This is a genomic window from Sinorhizobium sp. KGO-5 (assembly GCF_036245905.1).
Classification (GTDB): Bacteria; Pseudomonadota; Alphaproteobacteria; order Rhizobiales; family Rhizobiaceae; genus Sinorhizobium; species Sinorhizobium meliloti_A.
Map to the genome: position 1 here is coordinate 250,709 of NZ_BDIZ01000004.1, position 24,926 is coordinate 275,634.

Sequence of the window (24,926 nt, forward strand, 5' to 3'; positions counted from 1 at the left end):
GTAAGGTCGGCCCTTTGTGCGTTCTCTTGGAACGCGCGTCGCCGTAAGGAGAGAATGAGGCATGCTTTATTTCGAGGATTTCACTCAGGGCCGGCGTTTCGACTACAGCCCGGTCCTGATGCAGGCCAACGACATGATCGCCTTCGCCAGCGAATTCGATCCGCAGCCCATGCATCTGGATGAAGAGGTCGGCAAGAGCAGCATCCTCGGCGGCCTCGCCGCTTCCGGTTGGCACACGAGCGCGGTCGGCATGCGGATGATGATCGAGGCCTTTCTCGGCGATTCGTCCTCGCAAGGGTCACCGGGCATCGACTTCATGGAGTGGAAGAAGCCGGTCCTTGCCGGAGATATCCTTTCAGGCTTCAGCCTTGTCCTGGAGGCGCGCCCGTCGAAAACCAAGCCCGCGATCGGCTTCGTCAAATTTCGCAACGAGATCGAGAACCAGAGCGGTGAAGCCGTGGCGGTTTCGGAGTGCTCCGTCATGTTCAGGCGCCGCAATGGGGAGGCGCGCGCATGATGACGCTGGAGGAGCTCTACCAGGCCGGGCGCAAGGTCGTCACCGGCAGCCTGACATTCACCGCGGAGGACATCATCCGCTTCGCCCGCGATTTCGACCCGCAGCCCTTCCACGTCGACGAGCAGCAGGCGAAACAGTCGCTTTTCGGCGGTCTTTGCGCCTCCGGATGGCATACCAGCGCCGGCTGGATGCAGTGCTTCCTGCGGTTCTGGAAAGACGAGATCCGCCGCCTTGCAGCCGAGGGACTGCATGCGCCGACGCTCGGCCCCTCGCCCGGGTTCAAGGAACTCAGGTGGCTGAAGCCGGTCTATGCCGGCGACACGATCACCTATGCGGTCACTTTACTGGAGGCCCGGATCGTCGCCTCGCGACCCGGCTGGCGGATCAACACGATCCTCTGCGAGGGCGAGAACCAGCACGGCGAGCCGGTCATCCGCTTCGAGAGCAAGGTCATCGAATTCGCTTAAATGGCCGGGGCCAGCTGTTCGATCCTGGCCTAGAAGCCTGTGGGCTCAATGCCCCTCGAATTCGATGAGCGTGCGCACATTGACGCCGAGCGCTTCGAGCTTCTTGCGTCCGCCGAGCTCAGGCAGATCGATGATGAAGCAGGCTGCGACGATGTCCGCACCCATCTGCTTCAGGAGCTTGGCGGCGCCCTCGGCGGTGCCGCCCGTGGCGATCAGGTCATCGACGAGGATCACCTTGTCCCCGGGAGCGACCGCGTCCCTGTGCATTTCCATCTCGTCCACGCCGTATTCCAGACTGTAGGCGATCCGCACCGTGTCGTGCGGCAACTTTCCCTTCTTGCGAATGGGTATGAAGCCGGCCGAAAGCTGGTGCGCAATCGCCCCGCCAAGGATAAAGCCCCGCGCCTCGATGCCGGCGATCTTGTCGACCTTGGTACCGGCATAGGGATGGACGAGCTCGTCTATCGCCCGGCGGAAGGCCCGCGGATTGCCGAGGAGGGTCGTGATGTCACGGAACATGACGCCGGGCTTCGGATAGTCCGGAATGCTTCGAATGGCGGAAATCAGTTCCGATTGAACAGCGGTCATGTGTGAATGCGGCCTTTGCTGGATCCTCGATTGCCACAGGCATAGCACCAACAAAGCGCCCGTTTACAGGATTTTCTTCGCTCGGGGTCCGGGCCGGAACAATTTGGCGAGAGCGCGGGTTGATGCTAGGCTTTTCAAGGGGAGGCTTGCCGATTGTAGGAAGGAGGAACACCATGCGCCTATTCGAATGCGGTTCGCTCGTCCCGGGTTGCGCTTGGCACACCCGCGCTGACAATGATGCTGAAATCGTGCGCCGGGTCGTCGAGCATATGCGCGAGACCCATGGCGAGACGATCATCCGCGAAAACATGGTCGACAACATCAAGGCCCGCATCGTCGACGAAACCAAGGTCGCCTGACCGCGGCCCGAACCGGTCTCAGCCCGACCGCACCATCGACTCGAGCCGGGCGACGAGGGTCGCCCGCTCGACCTTGAAGTTGCGCTCGACCCAGAAGGCTTCAAGCTCTGCCAACACTTCCCCCACCTTGGGACCGGCGGGAACCCCCAGTTTGAGGACATCGGCACCGTTCAACGGGAAGACAGGCCGCTGCCATTTTTCCGCCCGTGCAAGGAGTCGGTGAAAGGACGCGCTGTCGGCAAGGAATGCCGGATCGGTTTCGGCCTTGCGGCGTGCCGAGGCAAGCGCAAGCCTCAGCCGGACGACGATGCCTTCTGCGCCATGGCGATAGAGCCTGCGGTCGAGCGCCGCATCCGCAAGAGTAGCGGCGATTTCCGGCGCTTCGGCGAACCGGCCGAGGTAGGCGCTCTCCGCCTTGGACAGCCGCAGACGTTTGGCCATGGCTTCGAGCCGGTCGGCGTCGGGCGGGACCATCGCCGCAAGCCTCAGGAGCGGGTCCGCCTGCCAGGAAAAACTCTTCTCCGCAGCGATCAGCGCGGGGATAGCGTCGATGCCCCATTTTTCGGTCTCGGGCAGGATCTCGCTCAGCACACCTGCCTGCCGCATCCACAGGAGCGCACGGCCGGGGTCGTCGGCCGAAAGCAGCTTCTTCGTCTCCGTCCACACGCGTTCGGCGGAAAGCGTGGCGAGCTTCGCGCGGGCCTGGGCGCAGGCCCGCAGGCCTTCGGCGTCCGGACGGCCGCTGCCGTAATGGGCGAAGAAGCGGAAGAAGCGAAGAATACGGAGGTAATCTTCGGCCACGCGTTCGGCCGCGCTGCCGATGAAACGCACCGTCCGCGTCTCGATGTCCCCGAGGCCCCCGACATGGTCGATGATCTCGCCGTCCGCACCGGCATAGAGGGCGTTGATGGTGAAGTCGCGGCGTTCCGCATCCGCTTTCCAGTCGGTCCCGAAGGCCACTTCGGCGCGACGCCCGTCGGTCGCGACGTCACGGCGCAGAGTCGTTATCTCATAGGGAACACCTTCTATGACGAGCGTCACGGTGCCATGGTCGATTCCCGTCGGCACCGCCTTGATGCCGGCGCGCCCCGCCCGCTCGGTCACCTCCTCGGGACGCCAGGTGGTTGCCAGGTCGACGTCGCCGGCCGGCAAACCCATGAGGCTGTTGCGGATCGCGCCTCCGACGACCCGAACCTCGCCGCCATCGGCGTTCAACAGGTCGAAGATGCGGCGAAGATGAGGAGCCTGAAACCAGCGCTCGGCGACAATGGAAGTCATGCATAGAGCCTTTCATAGAGCATGCGGACGATCCCCGCGGTGATCCCCCAGATGTTCCTTTCGCCATAGGGCATGCGATAGAAATGGCGCTCAGCGCCCTGCCAGTGACTGCTTCCCCGTCCATGATTTCGGGGATTCATCAGGAACGACAACGGCACCTCGAACACGCTCTCCACTTCCTCCGGATTCGGCTCAAGCACGAAGCCGGGCTGAACCACCGCAAGCACCGGCGTGATGCGGAAGCCGGACATGGCCATGTAATGCGGCAGCCGCGCGACCGTCTCGACGAAACGCGGATCGAGCCCGATCTCCTCCTCAGCCTCGCGCAGTGCGGCGACTTCGATGGAGTGGTCTTCCGGATCCACCGCACCGCCCGGAAAGGCGACCTGGCCGGAATGCTTGCGCAAATTCGAGGTGCGCTGGGTGAAGATGACGTTGGCGTCTTCGCCGTCGTCGACGACCGGGACGAGGACTGCGGCGTCCTTCAGATGCAGGGACTCGAGATAGGATACGATGCCCGGGTTCAACAGGAAATCGCCGTGATCGCGCCAGGCAGTCTCGATCGGCCCCCCCGCCTGCTGCAGCGCGCGGCGACGGAATTCGTCGGCGGAGTATGGGTGACCGTTCATCGGCACAAAGCTTCCAGCTCGGCCGCGGGCATGATCGGGAAGATCGCTCCGGCCGATCTGACGCAGAACATCTCCACCCCTTCCACCGCGATGGTCTCGCCGAGCTCGACGATGTCGTACATCACCGGTCGCGAGACGAGCGCTTTCAGCCGCCCGCGCACATGCAGATAGGGTTTGAGTTCGCGATTGTCGCCGTGGATAACGAAGCGCAAGGGATGCTCCGGGCCCGCCTCGACCACGTCGCCGACATTGGTGCGGAAGGTCAGCACATTCTCGCCTTCCTTCTCGGTCACGCTCATCTCCACGGCGATGAACGGCGCGTCGGCGACCCGGATGCCGACCTTTTCCACAGGCGTGACGAGATAGGTCTTGCCGTCCTCGTCCTTGCGAAGCACGGTCGAGAACAGCCTCACCAGCGGCTGCCGGCCGATCGGCGTGCCCATGTAGAACCAGGTTCCATCGCCGCGAATTTCCATGTCGATGTCGCCGCAGAACGGCGGATTCCAGCGGTCGACCGGCGGCAACCCTCTCGCCTCGCCGCCCGTCTGCCCGGCCGCGCGTGCGATCAGCGCCGCCAGGCCGGCCGCATCGCCCATTTGCTGAATCTTGGCTTCTGCCATTGTTCCGTCCCGTTTGGTCTCGATCTTGCATCCGAAGCATGACGCCGTTGCCTGCTGCATGTTTCCTTGTTCGTGGCCGATCGAGGACAAACGCATGCAGCAGTTAAAAGTGCTACAGCAAGCCTTGCGCGTCTGATAAGACGCGGCGCTGTAGCGGGTATGCACCACAAGCGCGCTTCGGCGCATATGTCCGCATTCGCGCCTGGAACGCAATGCTTCAGGCTTTGGTGTCAAGCTCACGAGATAGTGCGACGGCGGCGGCTTGTCAGCCGCCCCGCGGGGTCTAAATTGAAAAACAGGAACTGGACAGCCGGCATCGGCGATCGATCCAGAAGCGGACGACCGGGAGACTTGCAATGAGTGTAATGAGAGGCGCGACCGAACTGGCCGACGAAAAGGCGATCGTCGCCGCAGCCGAGGCGGCGCTCGGAGAGGTCGCGCTGGTCCGCGCCGAGATCGGCAAGGTCATTTTCGGTCAGGAGAGCGTCGTCGAACAAACGCTGCTCGCGGTACTTTCCGGCGGGCACGCGCTGCTTGTCGGCGTTCCGGGGCTTGCCAAGACCAAGCTCGTCGCCACGCTCGGTATCGTTCTCGGGCTCGACAACAGCCGCATTCAGTTCACGCCCGATCTCATGCCCTCCGATATCCTGGGTTCGGAGGTCATGGACCAGGACGCGGCAGGTCATCGCTCCTTCCGCTTCATTCCCGGCCCGATCTTCACGCAGCTCCTGATGGCCGACGAGATCAACCGCGCCTCGCCGCGCACGCAGTCGGCCCTGCTGCAGGCGATGCAGGAGTATCACATCACCATCGCGGGCGACCGTAAGGACCTGCCACAGCCGTTCCACGTGCTCGCAACCCAGAACCCGCTGGAGCAGGAAGGCACCTATCCGCTGCCCGAAGCCCAACTCGACCGCTTCCTGATGCAGGTCGATGTCGGCTACCCCGAGCTTGCCGCCGAAAGACAGATCCTGCTCGAGACGACCGGACTCGCAGAAACAGAGGCGCGGCCCGTCATCGATGCAGGCCGCCTGCAGCAGATCCAGGGGCTGATCCGTCAGATGCCTGTCGGCGAGAAGGTGGTCGACGCCATCCTGGCGCTCGTTCGTTCCGCACGCCCCGGCAACGGCAATGCCGACACCGACAAGAACGTTGCCTGGGGGCCGGGTCCGCGCGCCGGACAGGCGCTCATGCTCTGCGCCCGCGCCCGCGCGCTCTACGACGGGCGGCTTGCCCCTTCGATCGACGACGTCCTTGCGCTCGCCGAGCCGGTTCTCCAGCACCGCATGGCGCTGACCTTCGCCGCCCGCGCCGAGGGCATGTCGGTGCGCGACGTCATCGCCGACCTGGTGAAGCGGGCCAAGGGCTGACGCATGGCCTCGATCGGGCACATTGTCGCGCGTACCCCTTCCGGTGAGGTCCTGTCGCGCGCGCAGCAGCGCGCGATGCTGGTACCCGACTGTCTTGTCGAGGCCCGCAGGATCGCCAACACGGTCATCACCGGTTGGCACGGCCGGCGCAAGCGCGGTATCGGCGAGAACTTCTGGCAGTTCCGCCCCTACAGCGACGGGGAAAGCTTCTCGCGTATCGACTGGCGCCGTTCCGCCAAGGACGACCACACCTATGTCCGCGACCGCGAATGGGAGGCAGCGCACACGATCTGGCTCTGGGCCGATCTCTCGCCCTCGATGATGTACAAATCGACGCTCGGCGCCGTTTCGAAGGAGAGCCGCGCTCTGGTGCTGATGCTGGCGCTCGCCGAAATTCTCGCCCGTTCCGGCGAGCGGATCGGCTGCCCGGGCGTGATGGAGCCGGTTTCGGCACGCAACGCCGCCGAGCGGCTGGCAACGGCAATCATGCATAGTCCGCTTTCGGAGGGTCTACCCGATACCGCAATGATCCGCGGCGCCAGCGACCTCGTTCTGATCGGCGATTTTCTCGACCCCGCCGACCGGGTGATGGAACGACTTGGACCGCTCGCCCGCCGGGGTCTGCGCGGCCATGTCGTGGAGATCGCCGATCCGGCGGAGGAAGTCTTCCCCTATGCCGGCAGAACCGAGTTCACCGATCCTGAAACCGGCGAGAAGCTGACCGCGGGACGCGCCGAGATCCTGCGCGAGGATTACCAGCGTGCCTATCGCGCCCGCCGCGACAGCCTCGGCACGAGCCTGCGCCATCTCGGCTGGACCTTCATTCCGCACAGAACGGATCGGCCGGCGTCGGAAGCTCTGGTCACGGTGCATATGCATCTTTCAGGCATGCCGGGCCGAGCGGCCCATGGGGGGCTTGCATGATCGGCGGCCTCTCCTTCATTTTTGCCAACCCCGCCATTCTGGCAGCACTCGTGGCACTGCCGGTGATCTGGTGGCTGCTGCGCATGACGCCGCCAAGACCTGCGGCCGAAATCTTTCCGCCGCTGCGCATCCTGGCTTCGGTGATGAAGCGCGAGGAGACACCCTCGAAAAGCCCCTGGTGGCTGACCCTTCTCAGGATGCTGATGGCCGCGGCTGTCATCTTCGCGATCGCCGACCCCGTCTTCAACCCGCGCAGCAATACGCTCGCGACCTCCGGGCCGCTGGCGCTGCTGATCGACAACAGTTGGGCAACGGCGCCCGACTGGGAGCGGCGTGTCGAAGCCGCCTCGGCGCTGATCGACGACGCCGAGGCGAAGGATGTCGCGATTTCGATCGTCTTCACCGGAGAGCGCCAGCACGACGCCACGCCCGGATCGGCGAGCACTGCGCGCAACCGGCTGGCGGCGGCCAGACCCGAGCCGCTGCCCGCCGACCGTGGTTCCGCAATCGCGGCCTTGCAGGCGGCCTTCGAAGACGCTCCTCCGGGAACGGTCGCCTTCATCACCGACGGCATCGAAGGGGGCGACGGCAAGACGATGGAGGCGCTGGCCGGGATCGGCGCGGCCGGTCTCAAGGTGATCGAAGCGGACGGCAGCGAGGCCGTGGCACTCACTGCGACGAGCAACGAGTCCGGCGGCATGTCGGTGACGGCGAGCCGGCTGAAGACCGACGATGGCCGTTCCCTGCCCATCGTTGCCTTCGATACCCGCGGCCGGGCGATCGCCAGCGGGGCGATCGATTTCGCACCCGGCGCAGCAACCGCCAAGGGGATGATCGAGGCCCCGTTCGAACTGCGCAACGACTTCGCCCGCATCGGCATCGAAGGAGCCGCGACCGCCGGCGCCCAGCATCTCCTCGACGACGGCTTCCGCCGCCGTCGCGTGGCTCTACTGAGCGGCGAGGCACGTGACCTGTCGCAGCCGCTGCTCTCGCCGCTCTACTATATCAATCGGGCGCTCGCCCCCTATGCCGATCTCGTCGAGCCCCGCCAGAACGATCTTGCCGTTGCAATTCCGGAGCTTCTCGAGCAGCGCGCCTCGGTTCTGATCATGGCCGACATCGGCCGGCTGCCGGAAGAGACCTATCCTCTGCTTGCGAAATGGATCGACAACGGCGGCACGCTGATCCGCTTCGCCGGCCCCCGCCTGGCCGCCGCACCTGCGGACGATCCGCTCGTCCCGGTCACGCTTCGCCAGGGCGAACGGGCGCTCGGCGGCGCGCTCTCCTGGTCCGAACCGCAGCCGCTCGCCGATTATCCCGGCAACAGTCCCTTCGCCGGCATGGCCCGCCCAACCGACATTCTCGTCAAGCGTCAGGTTCTGGCCGAACCGACAGCCGATCTGGCGGAGCGCACATGGGCAAACCTCGCCGACGGCACACCGCTGGTCACGACTGCGACACGCGGGGCGGGCCGCATCGTGCTCTTTCACGTCAGCGCCGAGGCCACATGGTCGAACCTGCCGATCTCGGGCCATTTCGTTGAAATGCTTCGCCGCAGTGTCCAGCTCTCGCGCGGCGGCGGTATCGCCAGCGACGGCAAGGCCGTGAAGGCGCAGACCTTGCCGCCCTACCGGCTTCTGAACGCCGATGGCGTGCTCGTCGCCGAGACGGGCAATGCCCGTCCCCTCGACATCGTGCCCGGCAAGGCACCGGTCGCGACAGCCGACAATCCTCCGGGGCTCTACGGCTCCGAGGACGGCTTCACGGCGCTCAACCTCTTGCCGCGCGACGCCGAGCTCAAGCGGATCGACATGACCGCCGCCGGCCCTCATACCTCCGAGCGGCTGGCCGGTACGGAAAGCTGGTCGCTGAAGCCGGCGCTGATGACGCTCGCCCTCCTGCTGCTGCTCGCGGACGCTCTGATCGTGCTCTTCATGGGTGGCGTCTTTTCACGCGCTCGGATGGCAAGGGCCGCTTCGGCAATCATCATAGTCCTCGCCGGAACCGTCTTCCTCGCCCCGCCGCAGGCCTTTGCCGACGACACGCGCCCGGACGACCAGCGCATCCTCGAGAGGCTGGACACCACGCATCTCGCCTATGTGGTCACCGGCGAGGAAGAGGTGGACCGCCTTTCCGAAGACGGGCTGAGAGGCCTCACCGACTTCCTGACCTATCGCACCACGCTCGAGCCCGGCGCGCCCGTCGGCCTTGACATCTCCAAGGACGAACTGAGCCTCTACCCCATCATCTACTGGCCGATTTCCGCCAGCGCGCCCATGCCGAGCCCGCAAGCCGTCAGCCGAATCGATGCCTATATGCGGGCGGGCGGCACGGTCCTGTTCGACACGCGTGATCAGTTTTCCTCGCTCGGCTCTTCCTCGAACGGAACCAGCGCGAACACCGAACGTCTCCAGGCGATCCTCGGCAATCTCGACATACCGCCGCTGGAGCCGGTTCCGGCCGACCATGTCCTGACCAAGGCCTTCTATCTGCTGACGAATTTTCCCGGCCGCTATACCGGCAGCCCGCTGTGGATCGAATCCCAGCTCGATAGTCGCGAGGAACCGAGCAACCGGCCGGCGCGGCCGGGCGACGGGGTGACGCCGATCATCATCACCGGCAACGACTTTGCCGGTGCATGGGCCGTGGATTCGAACGGAGTCGCACTGCTGCCGACCGTGCCGCCGGACGAAATGCAGCGCGAATACGCCTTTCGCTCCGGTGTCAACATCATGATGTACATGCTGACCGGCAACTACAAGGCCGACCAGGTGCACGTGCCCGCCCTGCTCGAGCGGCTCGGACAATGAGGACCCGGCGATGACAATCGATTTCTCGCCGCTTCTCGCCTGGCCGTATCTCGCGGCACTGGCGCTTGTCGCAGCCGTTCTGGCGGCACTCGGTATCTGGCGCGGCGTTCGGGGAGCCTGGATCAGGGCGGCGGCCCTGGCTGCATTCTGCCTCGCGCTTGCAAATCCCGTCCTCTTCCAGGAGGAGCGCGAACCCCTCTCCACCATTGTCGCCGTCGTTGTCGACCGCAGCCAGAGCCAGGAGAACGGTGACCGCCGCGCGCAGACCGACCAGGCGCTCGAGGGGCTCAAGGAACGCCTTTCCCGCTTCCCCCAGATCGAGGCGCGTATTGTCGAAGCCGCCGACGGCGAGGAAACCGAGGCACCCTCGACCAGGCTCTTCGGCGCCCTGACAACGGCGCTCGCAGACGTGCCGCCCGCCCGTGTCGGCGGCGCCATCTTCATTACCGACGGCCAGATCCACGACGTGCCGGACGTCAACCAGAAGCTCGGCTTCGATGCACCCGTCCACGCCCTGATCAGCGGCAAGCCGGACGAGTTCGACCGGCGCATCGAAATCGTCAGCGCCCCCCGCTTCGGCATCGTCGGCGAACAGCAGAGAATGACCTTTCGGGTCGTGGATGACGGCGCGGCTCCCGGCGGCAGCGCCGAGGTGACGATCCGCCTGAACGGCAACGAGATCGCCACGGAGCAGGCGGAGCCCGGCACAGACGTTCCGTTCAGCTTCACCGTTCCGCGCGGCGGCAACAACATCCTGGAATTCGCCGTCAATCCGGTTGCCGGCGAGGTGACGGAGACGAACAACCGCGCCGTGCATGTGCTCGACGGCATCCGCGAAAATCTTCGCGTGCTCCTCGTTTCGGGAGAGCCGCATGCGGGCGAGCGCGCCTGGCGCAACCTCCTGAAATCCGATGCCGCGGTCGATCTCGTCCATTTCACCATTCTGCGGCCGCCGGAGAAGCAGGACGGCACGCCGATCAACGAACTCTCGCTCATCGCCTTCCCGACGCGGGAGCTTTTCGTCGACAAGATCAGCGAGTTCGACCTCATCATTTTCGATCGCTACCAGCATCGTGGCGTGCTGCCGATCCTCTATTACGACAACATCGCCCAGTACGTGCAGAACGGTGGAGCGCTGCTGATCGCCGCCGGGCCGGAGCACGCCGGCGACGATTCGATCGCAGCGACCCCGCTTGCGGCGGTGCTGCCGGCAACGCCGACCGGCGTCATGAACGAGAAGGCGTTCTTCCCCCGGCTCTCGGAGGAAGGAAAGAAGCATCCGGTCACCCGCGGGCTCGAAGGGGCAGCGGACGAACCGCCGGCCTGGGGCCGCTGGTTCCGTACCGTCGACGTGGACAGGCCGCTCGGGCAGACGGTAATGGAAGCTGCTGACGGCAAGCCGCTGCTGGTCCTCAACCGCGTCGGCAAGGGGCGTGTCGCCATGCTGCTCTCCGACCAGGGTTGGCTGTGGGCGCGCGGCTTCGAAGGGGGTGGGCCGCATGTCTCGCTCTATCGCCGCACGGCGCATTGGCTGATGCAGGAGCCGGCGCTCGAAGAGGAGGCGCTCACCGCCCGCGCGATGGGCCGGACGCTCGAGATCACGCGCCAGACGATCGAAGGAGATCCCGGCCAGGCGACCCTCACCTATCCTTCCGGCCGGACCCAGGAAGTCACGCTCACGGAAGGCGAGCCGGGGCTCTACAAGGCTGAGGTCGAGACCAATGAAATCGGCCTCTTCGAAGTTGCCAACGACGAATTGACGACGCTCGTCCATGTCGGCAACGTCGATGCGCCCGAATTCAAGGCGGCGATTTCCACGGAAGAGAAGATCAAACCCTGGGCGGAGAAGACGAAGGGCCTGGTCCGCCGCCTGGCGAGCGCCGACGGACCCGTCGACCTCCCGTCTATCCTCCCGGTTCGCGGCGCCGTCCGCGTGGCCGACGATCAGCGCCTGTCGCTGCGCATGACCGATGAGACGGTGTTGAAGGGCATCGATTCCCTTTCGCTATTCGCGGGGCTCTTCGGCCTGGCGGCACTGCTCTTCCTCATCTCCGCTACCTGGTATCGCGAGGGGCGGTGAACGCCGACGAGGCCACGGCTTCGCCATTCTCGGGCCGAGGACGACGAATAGCCGACGTCCAGAGATCAGGCAGCCGCCCCTTGCGCCTCCGTGCGCGCAGTGAGGCAGGTGGCGCCGTCATCCCGCCAGGCGATCACGCCTTCAAGCCGGGCGTGAACGTCCGGCGCGACCGGCACGACGAGAACCCTCGCGGGATCGACGGGACCCGGGAATTGGAGCGCGCCGTGGCGTACCTTCTCGAAACCGAGCGGCTGGTAATAAGGCGGATCGCCGACGAGGATAACCGCTTCGGTGCCCTTGCGGCGCGCCGCTTCGACTGCAATACGGACGAGTTCCCGGCCGATGCCCTGGTTCTTGTGCGAGGGCCGGACGGCAAGCGGGCCGAGCAGATGTCCTTTCACCGAACCGGCCGTTACCGGCGTCATCCGGACCGACGCGATCGTTTCGCCGTTATCGGCGCAGATGAAGGAGAGCGCCCGGTCATGGGGCCCCTGCTCGCGAATCCGCGCGGCGGCGCGGGTGAAGCGACCCGGCCCGAACGCCTCTTCATTGATGATTTCGATGGCTGCGTCGTGGGATGCGTCTTCGGTCAGATAGACGAGATCGTGCTTTTTCATGTGTCGAGAACCGGCATGCGAACGGACATGGAGGATGGCTCGCCCCGAATGGGCGTTTGCAGCATCAGCGTCGTCGCAGGCTTCCCGACAGGATCATTGTTGATCGTTTCCCAGATGAAAGAGCTACCATTTCGCCGATAGCAGAAAAACGCTGCCAGTCAAAGGGTAAAACGCACTGTTCGGAATTTCACATCTATCGGCCGCGGTTCTCAGCACTAATTATGGCGTCAGCAAACGATCGAAAGGAGTTGGCCTATGGGTAGGCTCGTGAATGGCGTCTGGCAGGATGTCTGGTACGACACGCGTGCGACGAACGGTCATTTCAAGCGCAGCGAATCGCAGTTCCGCAACTGGATCACGGCAGATGGATCGCCCGGCCCTTCCGGCGAAGGCGGCTTCGAGGCCGAAGCGGACCGCTATCATCTCTATGTGTCCCTTGCCTGCCCCTGGGCGCACCGCACGCTGATCTTCCGCAAGCTCAAGAAGCTCGAAGACCTCATCTCGCTTTCCATCGTCGACCCGCTAATGCTGGCCAACGGCTGGGAATTCAAGGGAGAGGACCGTGAGGGCGAGAACGGCGGCACCGCCGATCACCTCTTCGGCTCGCGCATGCTCTGGGAAGTCTATCTGCGCGCCGACCCGGTCTATTCCGGCCGGGTGACGGTGCCGGTCCTCTGGGATAAGCGGAAGAACACGATCGTCTCGAACGAGTCCGCCGAAATCATCCGCATGTTCAACTCGGCCTTCGATCGTCTGACCGGCTCGACGGCAGATTTCTGCCCGCAAGATCTGCGTCCCGAAATCGACGCGCTCAATGCGCGTATCTACGACGCGGTCAACAACGGGGTCTACAAGGCCGGCTTCGCAACCAGCCAGGCGGCCTATGAGGAGAGCGTCGCCGCCCTCTTCTCCATGCTGGACGAACTGGAGAACCGCCTCGCGTCGAAGCGCTATCTCACGGGAGACCGCCTGACGGAAGCCGATTGGCGGCTCTTCACGACACTCGTCCGTTTCGATCCGGTCTATGTCGGCCATTTCAAATGCAACATCCGCCGCATTGCGGACTATCCGAATCTCTACGGCTATCTGCGCGAGCTCTACCAGGTGCCGGGCGTCGCCGAGACGGTCAATATGCACCACATCAAGCAGCACTATTACCGCAGCCATACGACGATCAATCCCACGGGCATCGTGCCGGCGGGTCCGGTGCTCGACCTTGGAGCGCCGCACGGGCGGGATAACCTCTGAACAGGGATGAGAGAAAATGGGCGCTAGCCGCTTGTCCCATCACCCGCTTGCTGGGGAGAAGGGACAAGCAGGCGGCTAAGGGGGCGATCCGACGCGATCGGTCGCCTACCAGAACGTATCGGGCGCCGCGCTTCCAGCGAGCTCCGCCAGCCGGCGCCGGGTCGCAGGCGTCGTGTCCGCCGGAAGGTCGTCGAGCGGAAAGAAGCCCGCCGCGGCGATTTCGAGATCCGCACGCTTCGGCCGCTCCTGGCGGACATTATCGCAGCGGAAGAAGATGACGTGATCGCGCTTGCTGGTGCGCCGGTTGTAGTAGACCTGAAAGAGCAGCGGTGCCGTCGTCAGCACGAGGTTGCCCTCCTCCCTGAGTTCGCGGGCCAGGCCCTCCACCGCAGTCTCGTTGCGGTCGAGTCCGCCGCCGGGAAGATGCCAGCCCGGCAGATAGGAATGCCTTACGAGAAAGACCCGCCCCTCACCATCGAAACAGGCAGCCCGCACGCCGAGCGTCATGCCGCGGGCCAGGGCGAAATAAACATGGGCAAACCGCGTCAGAAAGCGGAGCCGCCAGGAGGGTATCTCCGGCCCGCGGCTCTCGTCCATACGCCTTCTCCTCACATTCACGGTTTCCGGGAATAGTCCATTACTGATTCCCCTTCCCGGGAATATGCGCTAGACGAGATTAATGTTCAAACTTGCGCATATATCCGATGTCCACCTGGGGCCTTTGCCAGATCTCTCCCTCCGCGAACTCGCCTCCAAGCGGATCACCGGTTTCGTCAACTGGCACAGGAACAGGGTGCGCCATCTCTTTCCCGGGACGCTCGACTGCCTGATGCAGGACATCGAGGTGCGCAATCCGGATCACCTGGCGATCACCGGAGATCTCGTCAACCTCGCCTCTTCGCTCGAGATCGAGGCGGTTACCGAATGGCTCGCGGAAGCGGGCGACCCCAATGAAATCTCGGTGGTTCCGGGCAACCACGACGCCTACGTGCCCGGCGCATACGAGAAGATCACGCATGCATGGTATCCCTTCATGCGCGGCGACGACGGCCCCAGCGGCTGGATGAAGAAGCATGCCTGCTTTCCCTATATGCGGGTGCGCGGCAGGGTGGCGCTCATCGGCTGCTCGACGGCCGTGGCCACTCCCCCTTTCGCCGCGAGCGGCTATTTCGGGCCGCGACAGGCGCGCGCGACGGTCAACCTCCTTCGCCAGGCCGGCGAAGCCGGATTGTTCCGCATCGTCATGATCCATCACCCGCCGATTCGCGGCGCGACCTCGATGCACAAGCGCATGATCGGCATCCGCCGTTTCGCTGCCACCATCTCCGCCGGCGGGGCCGAGCTGGTTCTGCACGGCCACACGCATCTCAATACGCTCCACTGGCTCAAGGGGCATACGGGGCCGGTGCCGGTCGTCGGCATCGCATCCGCCTCGCAGGGTCCCGGAGGCAGCAAGCCCGTCGCCGCCTATAATCTCTTTTCCGTCGACGGTGAGCCCGGAGACTGGCGGCTGACCCGGGAGCGCTACGCGATCAACCCGGACGCGACCGGCGTGGTGCTCGCCGAAGCGACGTATTTCTGAACCGCCGGAAGCCTCTCGGTCCCGGCCGATTCAAGGACGCGCGGCGGCGTGGGGAAAACCGGTTGCCGGGGTGCAAAAACCTCTTTCCGTTCCGGCTCTTCCCTTGCAGACTTAGGACCAAATGTTCCATATCATTGATGGTGCGTCCGGATGGCGAATGGACGCGCGATCCGGCACGTTTTCCTGGAAGAGCAATGCGCCCAGCGGCAGAAATGAAGGATTTCAGACGGGATTTGGTCAGCCTGCTGCCCAAACTGCGCCGCTTCGCGATCACGCTGGCCCGCAATGCCAATGATGCCGACGATCTCGTCCAGGAAGTTTGCGAGCGGGCAATCGCGCGCGGTCACCTTTGGAACGGCGAAGGCCGGCTGGAAAGCTGGGTCTATGCGATGACCCGCAATCTCTGGGTGGACGAAATCCGCAAGCGCAAGGTGCGCAGCGCCGGTGCGGTCGACGTTTTCGAGCGGGACGAACCGCACGTCGAAGCAACAGCCGAAAAGGCGGCCTATGCCAATCAGGTGCAGAAGATGATCCTGTCGATGCCGGAGGGACTGGCAAGCGTCTTCCTCCTCGTCAATGTCGAAGGCCACAGCTACCGGGAAACGGCGGAGATCCTCGGCATCCCCGTCGGTACGGTCATGAGCAGGCTGTCGACGGCGCGGCTCAGGCTCGCGGCCATGTTGTCCGAAAATACGGAAAGGAGGGCCTGACCGTTGCTGCAAACGAAGGGGCTGGCGCTCGAGGTGCGGTTGTCCGCCTATATCGACGGCGAACTCGCAGAAAGCGAAAAATCCGAGCTTGACGCTCTTCTCGCCCGCGACGACGAGGCAAGGGCATTGCTCGACAAGCTTAAGTCGGGCAGCGCCTTCGGCAACGGGGCTTTCGAAAACTTCCTCCATGATCCGGTGCCGCTGGCGCTGGTGCGCCAGATAAAGCAAGGCCCCGGCATCAACCCGAAATCGGAGCGGGTAACGACGGCCAGCCTTCCAAGACGAAGCGCTCGCATCTGGCCGCGCATCCTCGCCGCTTCCACCGCCCTTTTCCTGCTCGGCGGAGCCGCCGGCTTCATTCTCGGCAGCGCCACGGATTTCGCCGAGCCGATGAACCAGGCCGATGACCGCCCCTGGATCGACGATATCGTCGGGTCTCACCGCATCTATTCGCGCCAGAAGGAGCATCTGGTCGAGGTGCCGGGAACGCAGGCGGCCGAGATCGAGACCTGGCTTGCCGCAAGCGTCGGCGTGAGCTTCGCTGTCCCCGATCTCGCCCGCAAGGGATTATCCTTCGAAGGGGCGAGGCTCCTTGCCGCCAATGGCAGGCCGGTTGCCCAGCTCGTCTATCGCGACCGGGAGGGAGAGGTCTTCACCATCTGCTTTCTCAAGCAAGGCGACGCGCAACAATCCGGCGAATTCACCGAAACCATCCGCGGCGACCTCGGCTTGATATCGTGGCAACGGGAAAGCGTCTCATTCGTGATGATCGGTCCGTCTTCCGACCCCGCTCTGCAGGACCTTGCCGAAACGGTGGCGGCGAACATTTGACGCTGATCAAGACCGAGTAGCTGCCCTGCATAGACCCGTCGCGACCTTCTTCCCCTAGGAGGCAGGGCCAGCGCATATGAGCCAGGGTCGGGAGCGTTTCCGCGATCCACCTATCGAAGATCAGGCTAATGAGCGCCGCCCAATACCGTCTCCCCTCTCTCCGCGCGCGGAGAGAGGGTCGGGGCAAGGGGCACCTACCAGGGCAAGCGCGTCACTTCCCCATCACGTCCAGAACGCGGTTGGCAGCCGAGACGATCGCCTCCAGTGAGGCGGCCACGATATTGGTGTTGATGCCGACGCCGAAGAGCTTGCCGCCCGGATACTCGACCTCGACATAAGCGATCGCAGCGGCGTTCGAACCATGCTGCAGCGAATGCTCGGAGTAATCCGCCACCGAGAGTTCGACGCCGAGATAGATCGACAGTGCATTGATGAAGCCGTCGATCGGGCCCGTACCCTTGCCCTCGATCTGTCTGGTCTCGCCGCCGTCCGTGATCTCGGCGGCAACGACGCGCAAGCCTTTGTGCTCGCCTACAGGGTAGGTGTGATGGTCGACGAACTTGATGCGCGCGCCCGGCTGCTCGACATAGCTTTCGATGAAGCGCTGATGGATGCGCTTCGAGGGCAGCTCCTTGCCTTCCTCGTCGGTGATGCGCTGGACTTCCTCACGGAACTCGATCTGCAGATTGCGCGGCAGATTGATCCCGTAGTCCTCCTGCAGGATATAGGCGATGCCGCCCTTGCCCGACTGCGAGTTGATGCGGATGATCGCTTCGTAGCTGCGTCCGACATCGCGCGGATCGATCGGCAGATAGGGTACCTCCCAGGTCGGCTTGTTCGCCTGTTTGATTGCCTTCATGCCCTTGTTGATGGCATCCTGATGCGAGCCGGAGAAAGCCGTGTAAACCAGTTCGCCGACATAGGGGTGGCGCTCCGGAATGACCATCTGGTTGGAATATTCGTAGACTTCCTTGATCCGTTCGATGTCCGAGCAGTCGAGCTTGGGATCGACGCCCTGCGTGAACATGTTGAGCGCCAGCGTCACCACATCGACGTTGCCGGTGCGCTCGCCATTGCCGAAGAGCGTCCCCTCGACACGGTCGGCGCCGGCCATCAGCCCCAGCTCGGTTGCGGCAATGCCGGTGCCGCGGTCATTGTGCGGATGCAGCGAGACGATCAGGTTCTCGCGATTGTCGAGATTGCGGCACATCCATTCGATCTGGTCGGCATAGATGTTCGGCGTCGCCATCTCCACGGTCGAGGGCAGGTTGATGATGAGCTTGTTGTCCGCCGTCGGCCGGACGATCTCGATCACGGCGTTGCAAATCTCCAATGCCACTTCGAGCTCGGTGCCCGTGAAGCTTTCCGGCGAGTACTCGAAACGATAGCCGCCGCCCGCTTTCGCGGCCATGTCGGTGATCATCTTGGCGGCGTCGGTCGCGATCTGCTTGATGCCGGCCACGTCCTTGCCGAAGACGACGCGGCGCTGCAGCTCGCTCGTCGAATTGTAGAAATGCACGATCGGCCGGTGCGCACCTTCAAGCGCCTCGAAGGTCCGCGCGATCAATTCCGGCCGGCACTGTACCAGCACCTGCAGCGACACGTCTTCGGAGACGTTGCCTTCCTCGACGCACCAGCGGGCGAAATCGAAATCCGTCTGCGACGCGGAGGGGAAGCCGATCTCGATCTCCTTGAAGCCCATGTCCAGGAGGAGGTGGAACATGCGCGCCTTGCGGTCGTGACCCATCGGGTCGACTAGTGCCTGGTTGCCGTCGCGAAGATCCACGGAACACCAGATCGGCGCCTCGGTGATCGCCTTCGACGGCCACGTGCGATCCGGCAGCGCGATCTGCGGATAGGGCTGATATTTCACAGCCGCTTCGGGCATGCCGGTCTTGATGGAATGCGATTTCAAAATCATGTGCAGCTTCTCTTCGTCACTGGAGCGTAGCCTGCCGCATGCAATAGCCGATCATTCGGGACATTGCGATGGCGATGCCGCGGGGGCCGCGCGATTTGGTTCAGCTTTTCTGGATTTCGAGGAGCAGGTGCCGGCAAGGCTTTTCGGCCGCCGGGCGCTCCTCAGCGAACCCGGCAACCGCGGATAAGGCCGAGAAGAAGAAGGGAGGCGAAGGCGCGCGCAGGAGCACGATTGGCATCGTGTCCCGAAAAGATCGCTGCGATCTTGTTTGCGTCGGCCTCAGTCATGGAAAAGCCTATACACGGCTTGGTAATGCGGAGCAAGAGTGCCCTATCCTCGGGTTTGGTCCGAGGACGAGCCCTTCCCCCGCGCGTGGGGGAAAGGGCTCTGAGGCGACGCCTCGCGTCCCTTCGCCCCGCTTGCGGGAGAAGGTGTCTGCAGGCGGATGAGGGGCGGACGCTCTAGATTTCCGCGATGGAGGTGACGATGCGCGAAACGAGACCGTAGGCCTTCGCCTCTTCCGCACCGAGCCAGTAATCGCGATCCGTGTCCTTGGCGATCTTGTCGACCGGCTGTCCGGTCGCTTCGGAGAAGATCCGGTTCAGACGCTCGTTCATCTTGATGATCTCGCGTGCCTGGATCTCGATGTCGGAAGCCATGCCGCGCGTTCCGCCCGAGGGTTGGTGCAACAGGAAGCGGGTGTTCGGCAGGCACAGGCGCTGCTCCTTGGGCGCAGCGACATAGATGAGCGCGCCGGCGGACGCGACCCAGCCGGTGCCGATGGTCCAGACCTTAGGCTTCACGAACTTGATCATGTCGTGGATGCTGTCGCCGGATTCGACATGGCCGCCGGGCGAGTTGACGAAGAGGCGGATATCGTCGTCGCTGGCCGCGGCAAGCGCCACGAGCTGCGAGCAGACCTTCTGCGCGAGTTCCTGGGTGATGGTCCCGTAAATGAAAATCGAACGCGACTTGAAAAGGTTCGCCTCCGTCTCCTTGCCCAAGGGCAATTCGGTCTTCTTTTCTTCCTGGTCGTCGTCGTTCCGCATTCTTCGGACTCCTCATGAAATGTCTTCCAACCAGATAATGCGACTCGACGGCGAAAACAATGCAAACGGCGGCGTTAACACGGTTCGAACCGCCCGCCTCGGCACGATGGTAAACAGGCCCCGCCAAATGACGTATGGACAGCCGGTGGGAGCCCAATAAGATCAACGGATCATCAATGTCCGTATCGGGGCCCAGAATGAAGAAATCCGTCCTTCTCGCAGCCGCCGCGCTCTTCGCCGGCTCCTCCGCGCCTGCCTTCGCCCATCTCGATCCAGCCGAACACGGGTCGGTGATGGCGGGCCTTTCCCATCCGCTGTTCGGAGCCGACCACGTTCTTGCGATGATCGCCGTCGGCCTTTGGGCGGCTCAGATCGGCGGCAGGGCGCTGTGGAGCGTGCCGGCTGCCTTTGTCGCGACGATGGTGCTCGGCTTCGTCCTCGCCCACACCGGCGCTCCCCTGCCCCTTGTCGAACCGGCCATCCTCGCCTCCGTCGTGGCGCTCGGCCTGGTCGTCGCCATAGCCGTCCGGCTTGACGCGGCAACGGCTGCAGCCATCGTCGCGGCCTTCGCGCTCTTCCATGGCCATGCCCACGGCGGAGAGTTGGGCTCGGCCGGCACCTGGTCGTTTGCAGCAGGATTCGTGATCGCAACCGCTCTTCTGCACATTGCCGGCATGGGTCTCGGCATGGGGCTCGCCCGGCTTGCGGACCGCGGCGTCGTCACCCGTATCGTCGGCGGCGCCACCGCCATAGCCGGCGCAGCCTTGATCCTCGGATGATATTGGTTCGCTCCGCGCTTCCGCAGGAGGCGGACTTTCTCGCTCAAATCGGCCTTGCAGCCTGGCGCAAAGGCATAAAGCCGCTTGTGCCGGCGCATGTTGCGGCGGCCACCGAACAAAACAACCAGTTCTTGCCGTTCGTGCGAGAACTGGGGCCTCGCATTCTCGTCGCTGAAGTCGATGGAGAAGCTGCCGGCCTCGGCGCCCGCGAGCACGACGACGATGTCATCAGCGATATCTGGGTGGCTCCCGCCTTCGAAGGACGGGGCGCCGGATCGGCCCTCATAAAGGCGCTCGAAGCGCAAATCGCCGAGCGTGGATACAGGCAAGCCGCAATCCAGGTGGCGGCCCAAAACGAGCGGGCGCTTCAGCTTTACCAGCGTCTCGGCTACCGAGTGCTTTGGAGGAAGGTCGCTTTCGACCCGATCCTCCAGACCGAACTGGAAAAGATCGGCCTGTCAAAACCACTTCGGCTCGATCGATAGGGCAATCCGTCCGAACCGGCGGGCGGCTCATCCCCAGGTCAGCGGATCCAGCCGAAGATAGAAAGCGAGACGGTCCTCGCAAATCGGCAACCGCCATCATCCCCGTCCGCGATAGGTCGGCACGCCCTGATCCGGCAGCCAGACGCCGTCGGGCGGGTTTCCCGTCTGCCAGAAAACGTCGATCGGGATGCCGCCGCGGGGATACCAGTAGGCGCCGATCCGTAGCCACTTCGGCGAAAGCAGCGAAACCAGCCGCTTGGCGATCTCGATCGTGCAATCCTCGTGGAAAGCGCCGTGGTTGCGGAACGAATGCAGGAACAGCTTGAGCGATTTCGATTCGACCAGCCAGCCGTCCGGCACATAGTCGATGACGATATGCGCGAAGTCGGGCTGCCCGGTCATCGGGCAAAGCGAGGTGAACTCGGGCGCCGTAAAGCGCACGACGAAATCCGTGCCGCCGTGCCCGCTCGGCACCCTTTCGAGCACCGCTTCTTCCGGGCTCTGGGGCAGATCGACCTTCGTCCCCAGTTGTGAAAGTCCCGATACGTCAGTCTTGGTCATTTCCGTGATGCTCCACTAACCTTAACGCGCACCCCGTGCGCTTTTTCGCCTTCCGGTTCGACGTGAATGGCGATCTCCGCGCCCGAGTGCACGACGCGAATCGCCTCCTCGATCCGGTCGCAGATATCGTGCGCGTCACCGACCGCCATCGCCTCGGGCACGACCATGTGAAAATCCACGAAAATCGCCGGGCCCGCCTGACGCGTCTTCAGATCATGGACCCCGAGAGACCCGCCGGCATTAGCCGCGATCGCCGCCTTGATCGCCTCCTCCTCGTCCGCCGGCACCGCCTTGTCCATCAGCCCGTCGACGGAGCGCGAAATCACCTTCCAGCCCTGGAAGAGGATGTTGCCCGCGACGATCACGGCGAGCAGCGGATCGAGGATCGCGTAGCCGGTGGCGATGGCGAGAAGAAGGCCGACGAGCACGCCCACGGAGGTCACGACATCGGAGAGAATATGCTGGCCGTCCGCACTCAACGCGGGCGAGCGATGGCGGCGGCCCGCGCGGATAAGCACATAGGCCCAGATCGCATTGACGACGCCGGCGGCAAAATTGATGGCGAGGCCTAATGTCGGTGCATTCAGAAGCACCGGTTCCATCATTTCGGGGATGGCTTCCCAGATAATCAGCAACGCCGCCAGGACGATCAGCACGCCTTCGATGACCGCGGAGAAGTATTCCGCCTTGTGATGCCCGAAGGGGTGATCGGCATCGGCCGGCTTTGCCGCATAGCCGATCATCGCATAGGCAATCACCGCGGCGACCACGTTGACGGAGGATTCCAGCCCGTCGGACAGGAGCGCCACTGAGCCCGTCACCCACCAGGCGAGCATTTTAAGACCCATCACGGCCAGCGACAGGGGGATGCCCCAGAAGGCGAGTCGCAGGACGGTTCTATTGTCGGTTCCGGTCATCGTCATTCCTCCTGCAGATGCAAACGAGTTGCAGATGCAAGGCCATTCAAATGCAAAACCGCCCGCGCGGGTTTTCGCGCAGGCGGATCATGGGCGCCATATGGGCGATTACGGGCCGCTTGTCAAACGGTCGAATGCCTGCGGCCGATACAGCCGACGCGCAAGAGGTCAGGCTGCCTTTGTCTTCGCCCGTTTGGCGAGATGAGCAACCACGTTCTCGATCATCCGCATGCCGGCGTCGCCGCCGAGCGTCATGATCGATTCCGGATGGAACTGTACGGCCGCCACCGGCTCCTTGCTGTGTTCGATGCCCATGATCGTACCATCTTCGCTTTCGGCCGTGATCACGAATTCGCGCGGCAGGTTGGACGGATCGGCGAAAATCGAATGATAGCGCCCGACCGTCACCTCCTTGCCGAGGCCGGAGAAGACGATGCCGGGTTCGAGCACGCGGATGCGCGAGGGTTTCCCGTGCATCGGGATCGCCAGCTGACGAAGATCGCCGCCATAAGCCTCCGCGAGCGCCTGCAGCCCCAGGCAGACGCCGAAGATCGGCAGGTCCCGCGCCCGCGCCTTCTTGATCGTCGCCTTGCAGTCGAAGTCCTTGGGGGTGCCGGGACCGGGCGAAAGCACGACGAGGTCGGGCTTGACCCGGTCGAAGATTTCCTCGGCCACGGGCGTGCGCACGGTGGTGACAGTCGCGCCCGTCTGGCGGAAGTAGTTCGCCAGGGTATGGACGAAGCTGTCCTCGTGATCGACGAGCAGGATGCTCACTCCGGCGCCAACGGCAGCGACGTCGCGCGCGGCCTTGGCGCTGTTTGCGGATTTGGCGTCGCGGATGGCTGCAATCATGGCAGAGGCCTTCAGTTCGGTTTCGGCTTCTTCTTCTTCCGGATTGGAATCATAGAGGAGCGTCGCACCCGCCCTCACCTCGGCGATCCCGTCCTTGATGCGGATGGTACGCAAGGTCAGCCCGGTGTTCATGTCGCCGTTGAAGCCGACCATGCCGATCGCGCCCCCGTACCAGGCACGCGGGCTCTTCTCGTGGCTCTCGATGAAGCGCATGGCCCAGAGCTTCGGCGCGCCGGTAACGGTCACCGCCCAGGCGTGGCTGAGGAACCCGTCGAAGGCGTCCATATCGTCGCGCAGGCGCCCCTCGATGTGATCGACCGTGTGGATCAGCCGCGAATACATTTCGATCTGACGGCGACCGATCACCTTGACCGAGCCCGGCACGCAGACCCGGCTCTTGTCATTGCGGTCCACGTCCGAGCACATGGTGAGTTCGGACTCGTCCTTCTTCGAGTTCAAGAGCTTCAGGATCTGCTCGCTGTCTGCGATCGGATCGTCGCCGCGCTTGATCGTGCCGGAAATCGGGCAGGTCTCGATGCGCCGGCCGGAAACGCGCACGAACATTTCCGGCGAAGCACCGACCAGGTATTCCTGGTTGCCGAGATTGATGAAGAAGGAATAGGGCGACGGATTGATCGCCTTCAGCCGATTGGAAATCTCGGACGGGCGGCTTTCGCAGCGCTCGTAGAATTTCTGCCCCGGCACCACTTCGAAGAGATCGCCGCGCCGGAAGCTTTCCTTCGCCTTGACGACTAGTTCGGCATATTCGCCCGGGCGGTGATCCCCGTGTGGCGGGATGCTGTCGACGCTCAGGAACGGCTCGGGAGCGATGTCCGCTGCCTTGCCCTCGGTCGAAAGGTCCTCCCTGGCGAAATCGTAGCGGTCGATCCAGGCCTTTGCCGCATAGTGATCGACCACCAGTATCTCGTCCGGCAGGAAGAGAACCATGTCGCGCTGGTCGTCCGGACGGGTGAGCTTCAGTTCGATCGCATCGAACTGGAAGGCGAGGTCGTAGCCGAAGGCGCCATAGAGGCCGAGGTTCGAGTCCTCCTCCGAGTGGAAGAGGTTCGTCACCGCGCGAAGAACCGTAAAGACCGTCGGCATCTTCGACCGCTCTTCCTCGGTGAAGACACGATCGGGCTCATTGATTGTGAGGTCGAGACGACGGGGCGCAAGCGCGCCGAGCGTAATGTCGGCAACGGACTTCAGATCCTCGGCGATCAGCGCCAGCAGCACTTCGCCGCGTTCGTTATAGGCTTCGATCCAGAGCGAGCGACCGAAGGAGGAGATGGCAAGCGGCGGGTCGACCACCGCAGTGTCCCAACGGGTATAACGGCCGGGATATTCGTAGTTCGAGGAGAAGACCGCGCCGCGCCGCTCGTCGAGCCTGTCGACATAGCCGGCGATCGCGTCGCTGTAGGATGCCTCGCGCCGCTTGCGGGTGACGACGATGCCACCCTTCGTGGTATAACTCTCCGCGCCGTCTTCCAGAATTACCGCTGCCATTCGTCTCGCTCCGTAAAAGCCCGGTCTTTCCACGCGGCCAGAATACGAAAAAAGCCGCCTCGAAATCTCCGGGCGGCTCCATCTCTCAATCACGCATGACTGGTCAAGGCCGCCTCAGCGAGCCCACCACCAGATCGAAATGTTCTGCGTGTTTGCCATGGGCGGAAGTGTTAGCGCGGCTTGCAGTGGCGCGCAAGCGGGAAAACCGCGGACCCAATCTGTCCCT

The 24,926-nt window shown here is 63.9% G+C and carries 25 protein-coding genes; 13 read left to right on the forward strand and 12 right to left on the reverse strand.

Going from position 1 to position 24,926, the window contains the following annotated elements:
* The first annotated feature begins 61 nt into the window (after positions 1 to 61).
* Positions 62 to 517, forward strand: coding sequence for a MaoC family dehydratase (locus BHD07_RS19560; protein ID WP_338282691.1), 456 nt, complete (start codon positions 62 to 64; stop codon positions 515 to 517).
* The gene (locus tag BHD07_RS19565) at positions 514 to 984 is read left to right on the forward strand and encodes a MaoC family dehydratase (protein ID WP_338282693.1); all 471 of its coding nucleotides are present in this window, start codon (positions 514 to 516) and stop codon (positions 982 to 984) included. The genes BHD07_RS19560 and BHD07_RS19565 overlap by 4 nt, the downstream gene beginning before the upstream one ends.
* Positions 985 to 1,029: 45 nt before the next feature.
* Here the strand turns inward: BHD07_RS19565 and BHD07_RS19570 are convergent, their stop codons facing one another.
* Positions 1,030 to 1,572 carry an adenine phosphoribosyltransferase gene (locus tag BHD07_RS19570; RefSeq protein ID WP_028010466.1) on the reverse strand — a complete coding sequence of 181 codons (543 nt, stop codon included), beginning with the start codon at positions 1,570 to 1,572 and terminating at the stop codon, positions 1,030 to 1,032.
* A 173-nt stretch (positions 1,573 to 1,745) separates the two neighbouring features.
* Between BHD07_RS19570 and BHD07_RS19575 the strand changes: the two genes are divergently transcribed.
* Positions 1,746 to 1,931, forward strand: coding sequence for a DUF1059 domain-containing protein (locus BHD07_RS19575; protein WP_003534500.1), 186 nt, complete (start codon positions 1,746 to 1,748; stop codon positions 1,929 to 1,931).
* Positions 1,932 to 1,949: 18 nt separating this feature from the next.
* On the opposite strand, the gene BHD07_RS19580 is transcribed toward BHD07_RS19575, so the two are convergent.
* The 3 genes from BHD07_RS19580 to BHD07_RS19590 are packed head-to-tail and all read right to left on the reverse strand — an operon-like array spanning position 1,950 to position 4,458.
* Positions 1,950 to 3,209 (reverse strand): CCA tRNA nucleotidyltransferase, encoded by a 1,260-nt coding sequence (locus tag BHD07_RS19580; RefSeq protein ID WP_018095658.1) that lies wholly within the window; start codon positions 3,207 to 3,209, stop codon positions 1,950 to 1,952.
* The gene (locus BHD07_RS19585; protein WP_018095659.1) at positions 3,206 to 3,838 is read right to left on the reverse strand and encodes a CoA pyrophosphatase; all 633 of its coding nucleotides are present in this window, start codon (positions 3,836 to 3,838) and stop codon (positions 3,206 to 3,208) included. Before BHD07_RS19585 ends, BHD07_RS19580 begins: the two co-directional genes overlap by 4 nt.
* The gene (locus BHD07_RS19590) at positions 3,835 to 4,458 is read right to left on the reverse strand and encodes a DUF1285 domain-containing protein (RefSeq protein WP_338282712.1); all 624 of its coding nucleotides are present in this window, start codon (positions 4,456 to 4,458) and stop codon (positions 3,835 to 3,837) included. Before BHD07_RS19590 ends, BHD07_RS19585 begins: the two co-directional genes overlap by 4 nt.
* Positions 4,459 to 4,814: 356 nt before the next feature.
* Here BHD07_RS19590 and BHD07_RS19595 point away from each other — a divergent pair, with 356 nt between their 5' ends.
* Genes BHD07_RS19595 through BHD07_RS19610 form a run of 4 tightly spaced genes read left to right on the forward strand, consistent with a single transcriptional unit; the run spans position 4,815 to position 11,642 of the window.
* Entirely contained in the window at positions 4,815 to 5,828 is a 1,014-nt protein-coding gene (locus tag BHD07_RS19595; protein ID WP_275597544.1) for an AAA family ATPase, read from the forward strand.
* A 3-nt stretch (positions 5,829 to 5,831) separates the two neighbouring features.
* Positions 5,832 to 6,752 (forward strand): DUF58 domain-containing protein, encoded by a 921-nt coding sequence (locus tag BHD07_RS19600; RefSeq protein WP_338282714.1) that lies wholly within the window; start codon positions 5,832 to 5,834, stop codon positions 6,750 to 6,752.
* The gene (locus BHD07_RS19605) at positions 6,749 to 9,562 is read left to right on the forward strand and encodes a DUF4159 domain-containing protein (protein ID WP_338282716.1); all 2,814 of its coding nucleotides are present in this window, start codon (positions 6,749 to 6,751) and stop codon (positions 9,560 to 9,562) included. The genes BHD07_RS19600 and BHD07_RS19605 overlap by 4 nt, the downstream gene beginning before the upstream one ends.
* Positions 9,563 to 9,572: 10 nt before the next feature.
* Positions 9,573 to 11,642 (forward strand): hypothetical protein, encoded by a 2,070-nt coding sequence (locus BHD07_RS19610; protein WP_100671840.1) that lies wholly within the window; start codon positions 9,573 to 9,575, stop codon positions 11,640 to 11,642.
* A 65-nt stretch (positions 11,643 to 11,707) separates the two neighbouring features.
* Here BHD07_RS19610 and BHD07_RS19615 read toward each other — a convergent pair whose 3' ends face one another.
* Positions 11,708 to 12,259, reverse strand: a complete 552-nt coding sequence (locus BHD07_RS19615) for a GNAT family N-acetyltransferase (RefSeq protein WP_018095665.1) — start codon at positions 12,257 to 12,259, stop codon at positions 11,708 to 11,710.
* Positions 12,260 to 12,514: 255 nt separating this feature from the next.
* Here BHD07_RS19615 and BHD07_RS19620 point away from each other — a divergent pair, with 255 nt between their 5' ends.
* Positions 12,515 to 13,507: a glutathione S-transferase family protein gene (locus BHD07_RS19620; RefSeq protein WP_338282720.1), complete on the forward strand. Its 993-nt coding sequence runs from the start codon at positions 12,515 to 12,517 to the stop codon at positions 13,505 to 13,507.
* Between the two features lie 105 nt (positions 13,508 to 13,612).
* On the opposite strand, the gene BHD07_RS19625 is transcribed toward BHD07_RS19620, so the two are convergent.
* Positions 13,613 to 14,104: an NUDIX domain-containing protein gene (locus BHD07_RS19625; RefSeq protein ID WP_100671842.1), complete on the reverse strand. Its 492-nt coding sequence runs from the start codon at positions 14,102 to 14,104 to the stop codon at positions 13,613 to 13,615.
* 82 nt (positions 14,105 to 14,186) lie between these two features.
* Here BHD07_RS19625 and BHD07_RS19630 point away from each other — a divergent pair, with 82 nt between their 5' ends.
* From BHD07_RS19630 to BHD07_RS19640, 3 genes are all read left to right on the forward strand, one after another.
* Positions 14,187 to 15,089 carry a metallophosphoesterase family protein gene (locus tag BHD07_RS19630; RefSeq protein WP_100671843.1) on the forward strand — a complete coding sequence of 301 codons (903 nt, stop codon included), beginning with the start codon at positions 14,187 to 14,189 and terminating at the stop codon, positions 15,087 to 15,089.
* 194 nt (positions 15,090 to 15,283) lie between these two features.
* A complete protein-coding gene (locus BHD07_RS19635) occupies positions 15,284 to 15,799 on the forward strand; it encodes an RNA polymerase sigma factor (RefSeq protein WP_018095669.1) in 516 nt (171 codons plus the stop codon).
* Positions 15,800 to 15,802: 3 nt separating this feature from the next.
* Positions 15,803 to 16,630 carry an anti-sigma factor family protein gene (locus BHD07_RS19640; protein ID WP_100671844.1) on the forward strand — a complete coding sequence of 276 codons (828 nt, stop codon included), beginning with the start codon at positions 15,803 to 15,805 and terminating at the stop codon, positions 16,628 to 16,630.
* A gap of 211 nt (positions 16,631 to 16,841) precedes the next feature.
* Here the strand turns inward: BHD07_RS19640 and leuA are convergent, their stop codons facing one another.
* A complete protein-coding gene (gene leuA / locus BHD07_RS19645; protein ID WP_127710129.1) occupies positions 16,842 to 18,551 on the reverse strand; it encodes a 2-isopropylmalate synthase in 1,710 nt (569 codons plus the stop codon).
* Between the two features lie 461 nt (positions 18,552 to 19,012).
* Positions 19,013 to 19,600, reverse strand: coding sequence for an ATP-dependent Clp protease proteolytic subunit (locus BHD07_RS19650; RefSeq protein ID WP_003534438.1), 588 nt, complete (start codon positions 19,598 to 19,600; stop codon positions 19,013 to 19,015).
* 197 nt (positions 19,601 to 19,797) lie between these two features.
* Between BHD07_RS19650 and BHD07_RS19655 the strand changes: the two genes are divergently transcribed.
* A complete protein-coding gene (locus BHD07_RS19655) occupies positions 19,798 to 20,379 on the forward strand; it encodes a HupE/UreJ family protein (protein ID WP_100671846.1) in 582 nt (193 codons plus the stop codon).
* The gene (locus BHD07_RS19660) at positions 20,376 to 20,864 is read left to right on the forward strand and encodes a GNAT family N-acetyltransferase (RefSeq protein ID WP_338282730.1); all 489 of its coding nucleotides are present in this window, start codon (positions 20,376 to 20,378) and stop codon (positions 20,862 to 20,864) included. Before BHD07_RS19655 ends, BHD07_RS19660 begins: the two co-directional genes overlap by 4 nt.
* 96 nt (positions 20,865 to 20,960) lie before the next feature.
* Here BHD07_RS19660 and queF read toward each other — a convergent pair whose 3' ends face one another.
* The 4 genes from queF to trpLE form a co-directional block, all read right to left on the reverse strand.
* Complete coding sequence (gene queF, locus BHD07_RS19665; protein WP_275597535.1) at positions 20,961 to 21,425, reverse strand: preQ(1) synthase; 465 nt, start codon at positions 21,423 to 21,425, stop codon at positions 20,961 to 20,963.
* Positions 21,422 to 22,342 carry a cation diffusion facilitator family transporter gene (locus BHD07_RS19670; RefSeq protein ID WP_338282734.1) on the reverse strand — a complete coding sequence of 307 codons (921 nt, stop codon included), beginning with the start codon at positions 22,340 to 22,342 and terminating at the stop codon, positions 21,422 to 21,424. The genes queF and BHD07_RS19670 overlap by 4 nt, the downstream gene beginning before the upstream one ends.
* Positions 22,343 to 22,510: 168 nt before the next feature.
* Positions 22,511 to 24,700 (reverse strand): anthranilate synthase, encoded by a 2,190-nt coding sequence (locus BHD07_RS19675; RefSeq protein ID WP_100671849.1) that lies wholly within the window; start codon positions 24,698 to 24,700, stop codon positions 22,511 to 22,513.
* 114 nt (positions 24,701 to 24,814) lie between these two features.
* Positions 24,815 to 24,859 carry a trpE operon leader peptide TrpLE gene (gene trpLE / locus BHD07_RS19680; RefSeq protein ID WP_178385068.1) on the reverse strand — a complete coding sequence of 15 codons (45 nt, stop codon included), beginning with the start codon at positions 24,857 to 24,859 and terminating at the stop codon, positions 24,815 to 24,817.
* Positions 24,860 to 24,926: the final 67 nt, after the last annotated feature.

What these genes read in the sequence shown, in the direction of transcription:
- BHD07_RS19595 (WP_275597544.1), top strand. Translation starts at nt 4,815, where the DNA reads ATGAGTGTAATGAGAGGCGCGACCGAACTGGCCGACGAAAAGGCGATC.
- BHD07_RS19615 (WP_018095665.1), bottom strand. Translation starts at nt 12,259, where the DNA reads ATGAAAAAGCACGATCTCGTCTATCTGACCGAAGACGCATCCCACGAC.
- BHD07_RS19675 (WP_100671849.1), bottom strand. Translation starts at nt 24,700, where the DNA reads ATGGCAGCGGTAATTCTGGAAGACGGCGCGGAGAGTTATACCACGAAG.
- BHD07_RS19575 (WP_003534500.1), top strand. Translation starts at nt 1,746, where the DNA reads ATGCGCCTATTCGAATGCGGTTCGCTCGTCCCGGGTTGCGCTTGGCAC.
- BHD07_RS19600 (WP_338282714.1), top strand. Translation starts at nt 5,832, where the DNA reads ATGGCCTCGATCGGGCACATTGTCGCGCGTACCCCTTCCGGTGAGGTC.
- BHD07_RS19565 (WP_338282693.1), top strand. Translation starts at nt 514, where the DNA reads ATGATGACGCTGGAGGAGCTCTACCAGGCCGGGCGCAAGGTCGTCACC.
- BHD07_RS19660 (WP_338282730.1), top strand. Translation starts at nt 20,376, where the DNA reads ATGATATTGGTTCGCTCCGCGCTTCCGCAGGAGGCGGACTTTCTCGCT.
- BHD07_RS19625 (WP_100671842.1), bottom strand. Translation starts at nt 14,104, where the DNA reads ATGGACGAGAGCCGCGGGCCGGAGATACCCTCCTGGCGGCTCCGCTTT.
- BHD07_RS19590 (WP_338282712.1), bottom strand. Translation starts at nt 4,458, where the DNA reads ATGGCAGAAGCCAAGATTCAGCAAATGGGCGATGCGGCCGGCCTGGCG.
- BHD07_RS19585 (WP_018095659.1), bottom strand. Translation starts at nt 3,838, where the DNA reads ATGAACGGTCACCCATACTCCGCCGACGAATTCCGTCGCCGCGCGCTG.
- BHD07_RS19620 (WP_338282720.1), top strand. Translation starts at nt 12,515, where the DNA reads ATGGGTAGGCTCGTGAATGGCGTCTGGCAGGATGTCTGGTACGACACG.
- BHD07_RS19560 (WP_338282691.1), top strand. Translation starts at nt 62, where the DNA reads ATGCTTTATTTCGAGGATTTCACTCAGGGCCGGCGTTTCGACTACAGC.
- queF (WP_275597535.1), bottom strand. Translation starts at nt 21,425, where the DNA reads ATGACCAAGACTGACGTATCGGGACTTTCACAACTGGGGACGAAGGTC.
- BHD07_RS19605 (WP_338282716.1), top strand. Translation starts at nt 6,749, where the DNA reads ATGATCGGCGGCCTCTCCTTCATTTTTGCCAACCCCGCCATTCTGGCA.
- BHD07_RS19580 (WP_018095658.1), bottom strand. Translation starts at nt 3,209, where the DNA reads ATGACTTCCATTGTCGCCGAGCGCTGGTTTCAGGCTCCTCATCTTCGC.
- BHD07_RS19655 (WP_100671846.1), top strand. Translation starts at nt 19,798, where the DNA reads ATGAAGAAATCCGTCCTTCTCGCAGCCGCCGCGCTCTTCGCCGGCTCC.
- BHD07_RS19635 (WP_018095669.1), top strand. Translation starts at nt 15,284, where the DNA reads ATGCGCCCAGCGGCAGAAATGAAGGATTTCAGACGGGATTTGGTCAGC.
- leuA (WP_127710129.1), bottom strand. Translation starts at nt 18,551, where the DNA reads ATGATTTTGAAATCGCATTCCATCAAGACCGGCATGCCCGAAGCGGCT.
- BHD07_RS19610 (WP_100671840.1), top strand. Translation starts at nt 9,573, where the DNA reads ATGACAATCGATTTCTCGCCGCTTCTCGCCTGGCCGTATCTCGCGGCA.
- BHD07_RS19570 (WP_028010466.1), bottom strand. Translation starts at nt 1,572, where the DNA reads ATGACCGCTGTTCAATCGGAACTGATTTCCGCCATTCGAAGCATTCCG.
- BHD07_RS19650 (WP_003534438.1), bottom strand. Translation starts at nt 19,600, where the DNA reads ATGCGGAACGACGACGACCAGGAAGAAAAGAAGACCGAATTGCCCTTG.
- BHD07_RS19630 (WP_100671843.1), top strand. Translation starts at nt 14,187, where the DNA reads ATGTTCAAACTTGCGCATATATCCGATGTCCACCTGGGGCCTTTGCCA.
- BHD07_RS19670 (WP_338282734.1), bottom strand. Translation starts at nt 22,342, where the DNA reads ATGACCGGAACCGACAATAGAACCGTCCTGCGACTCGCCTTCTGGGGC.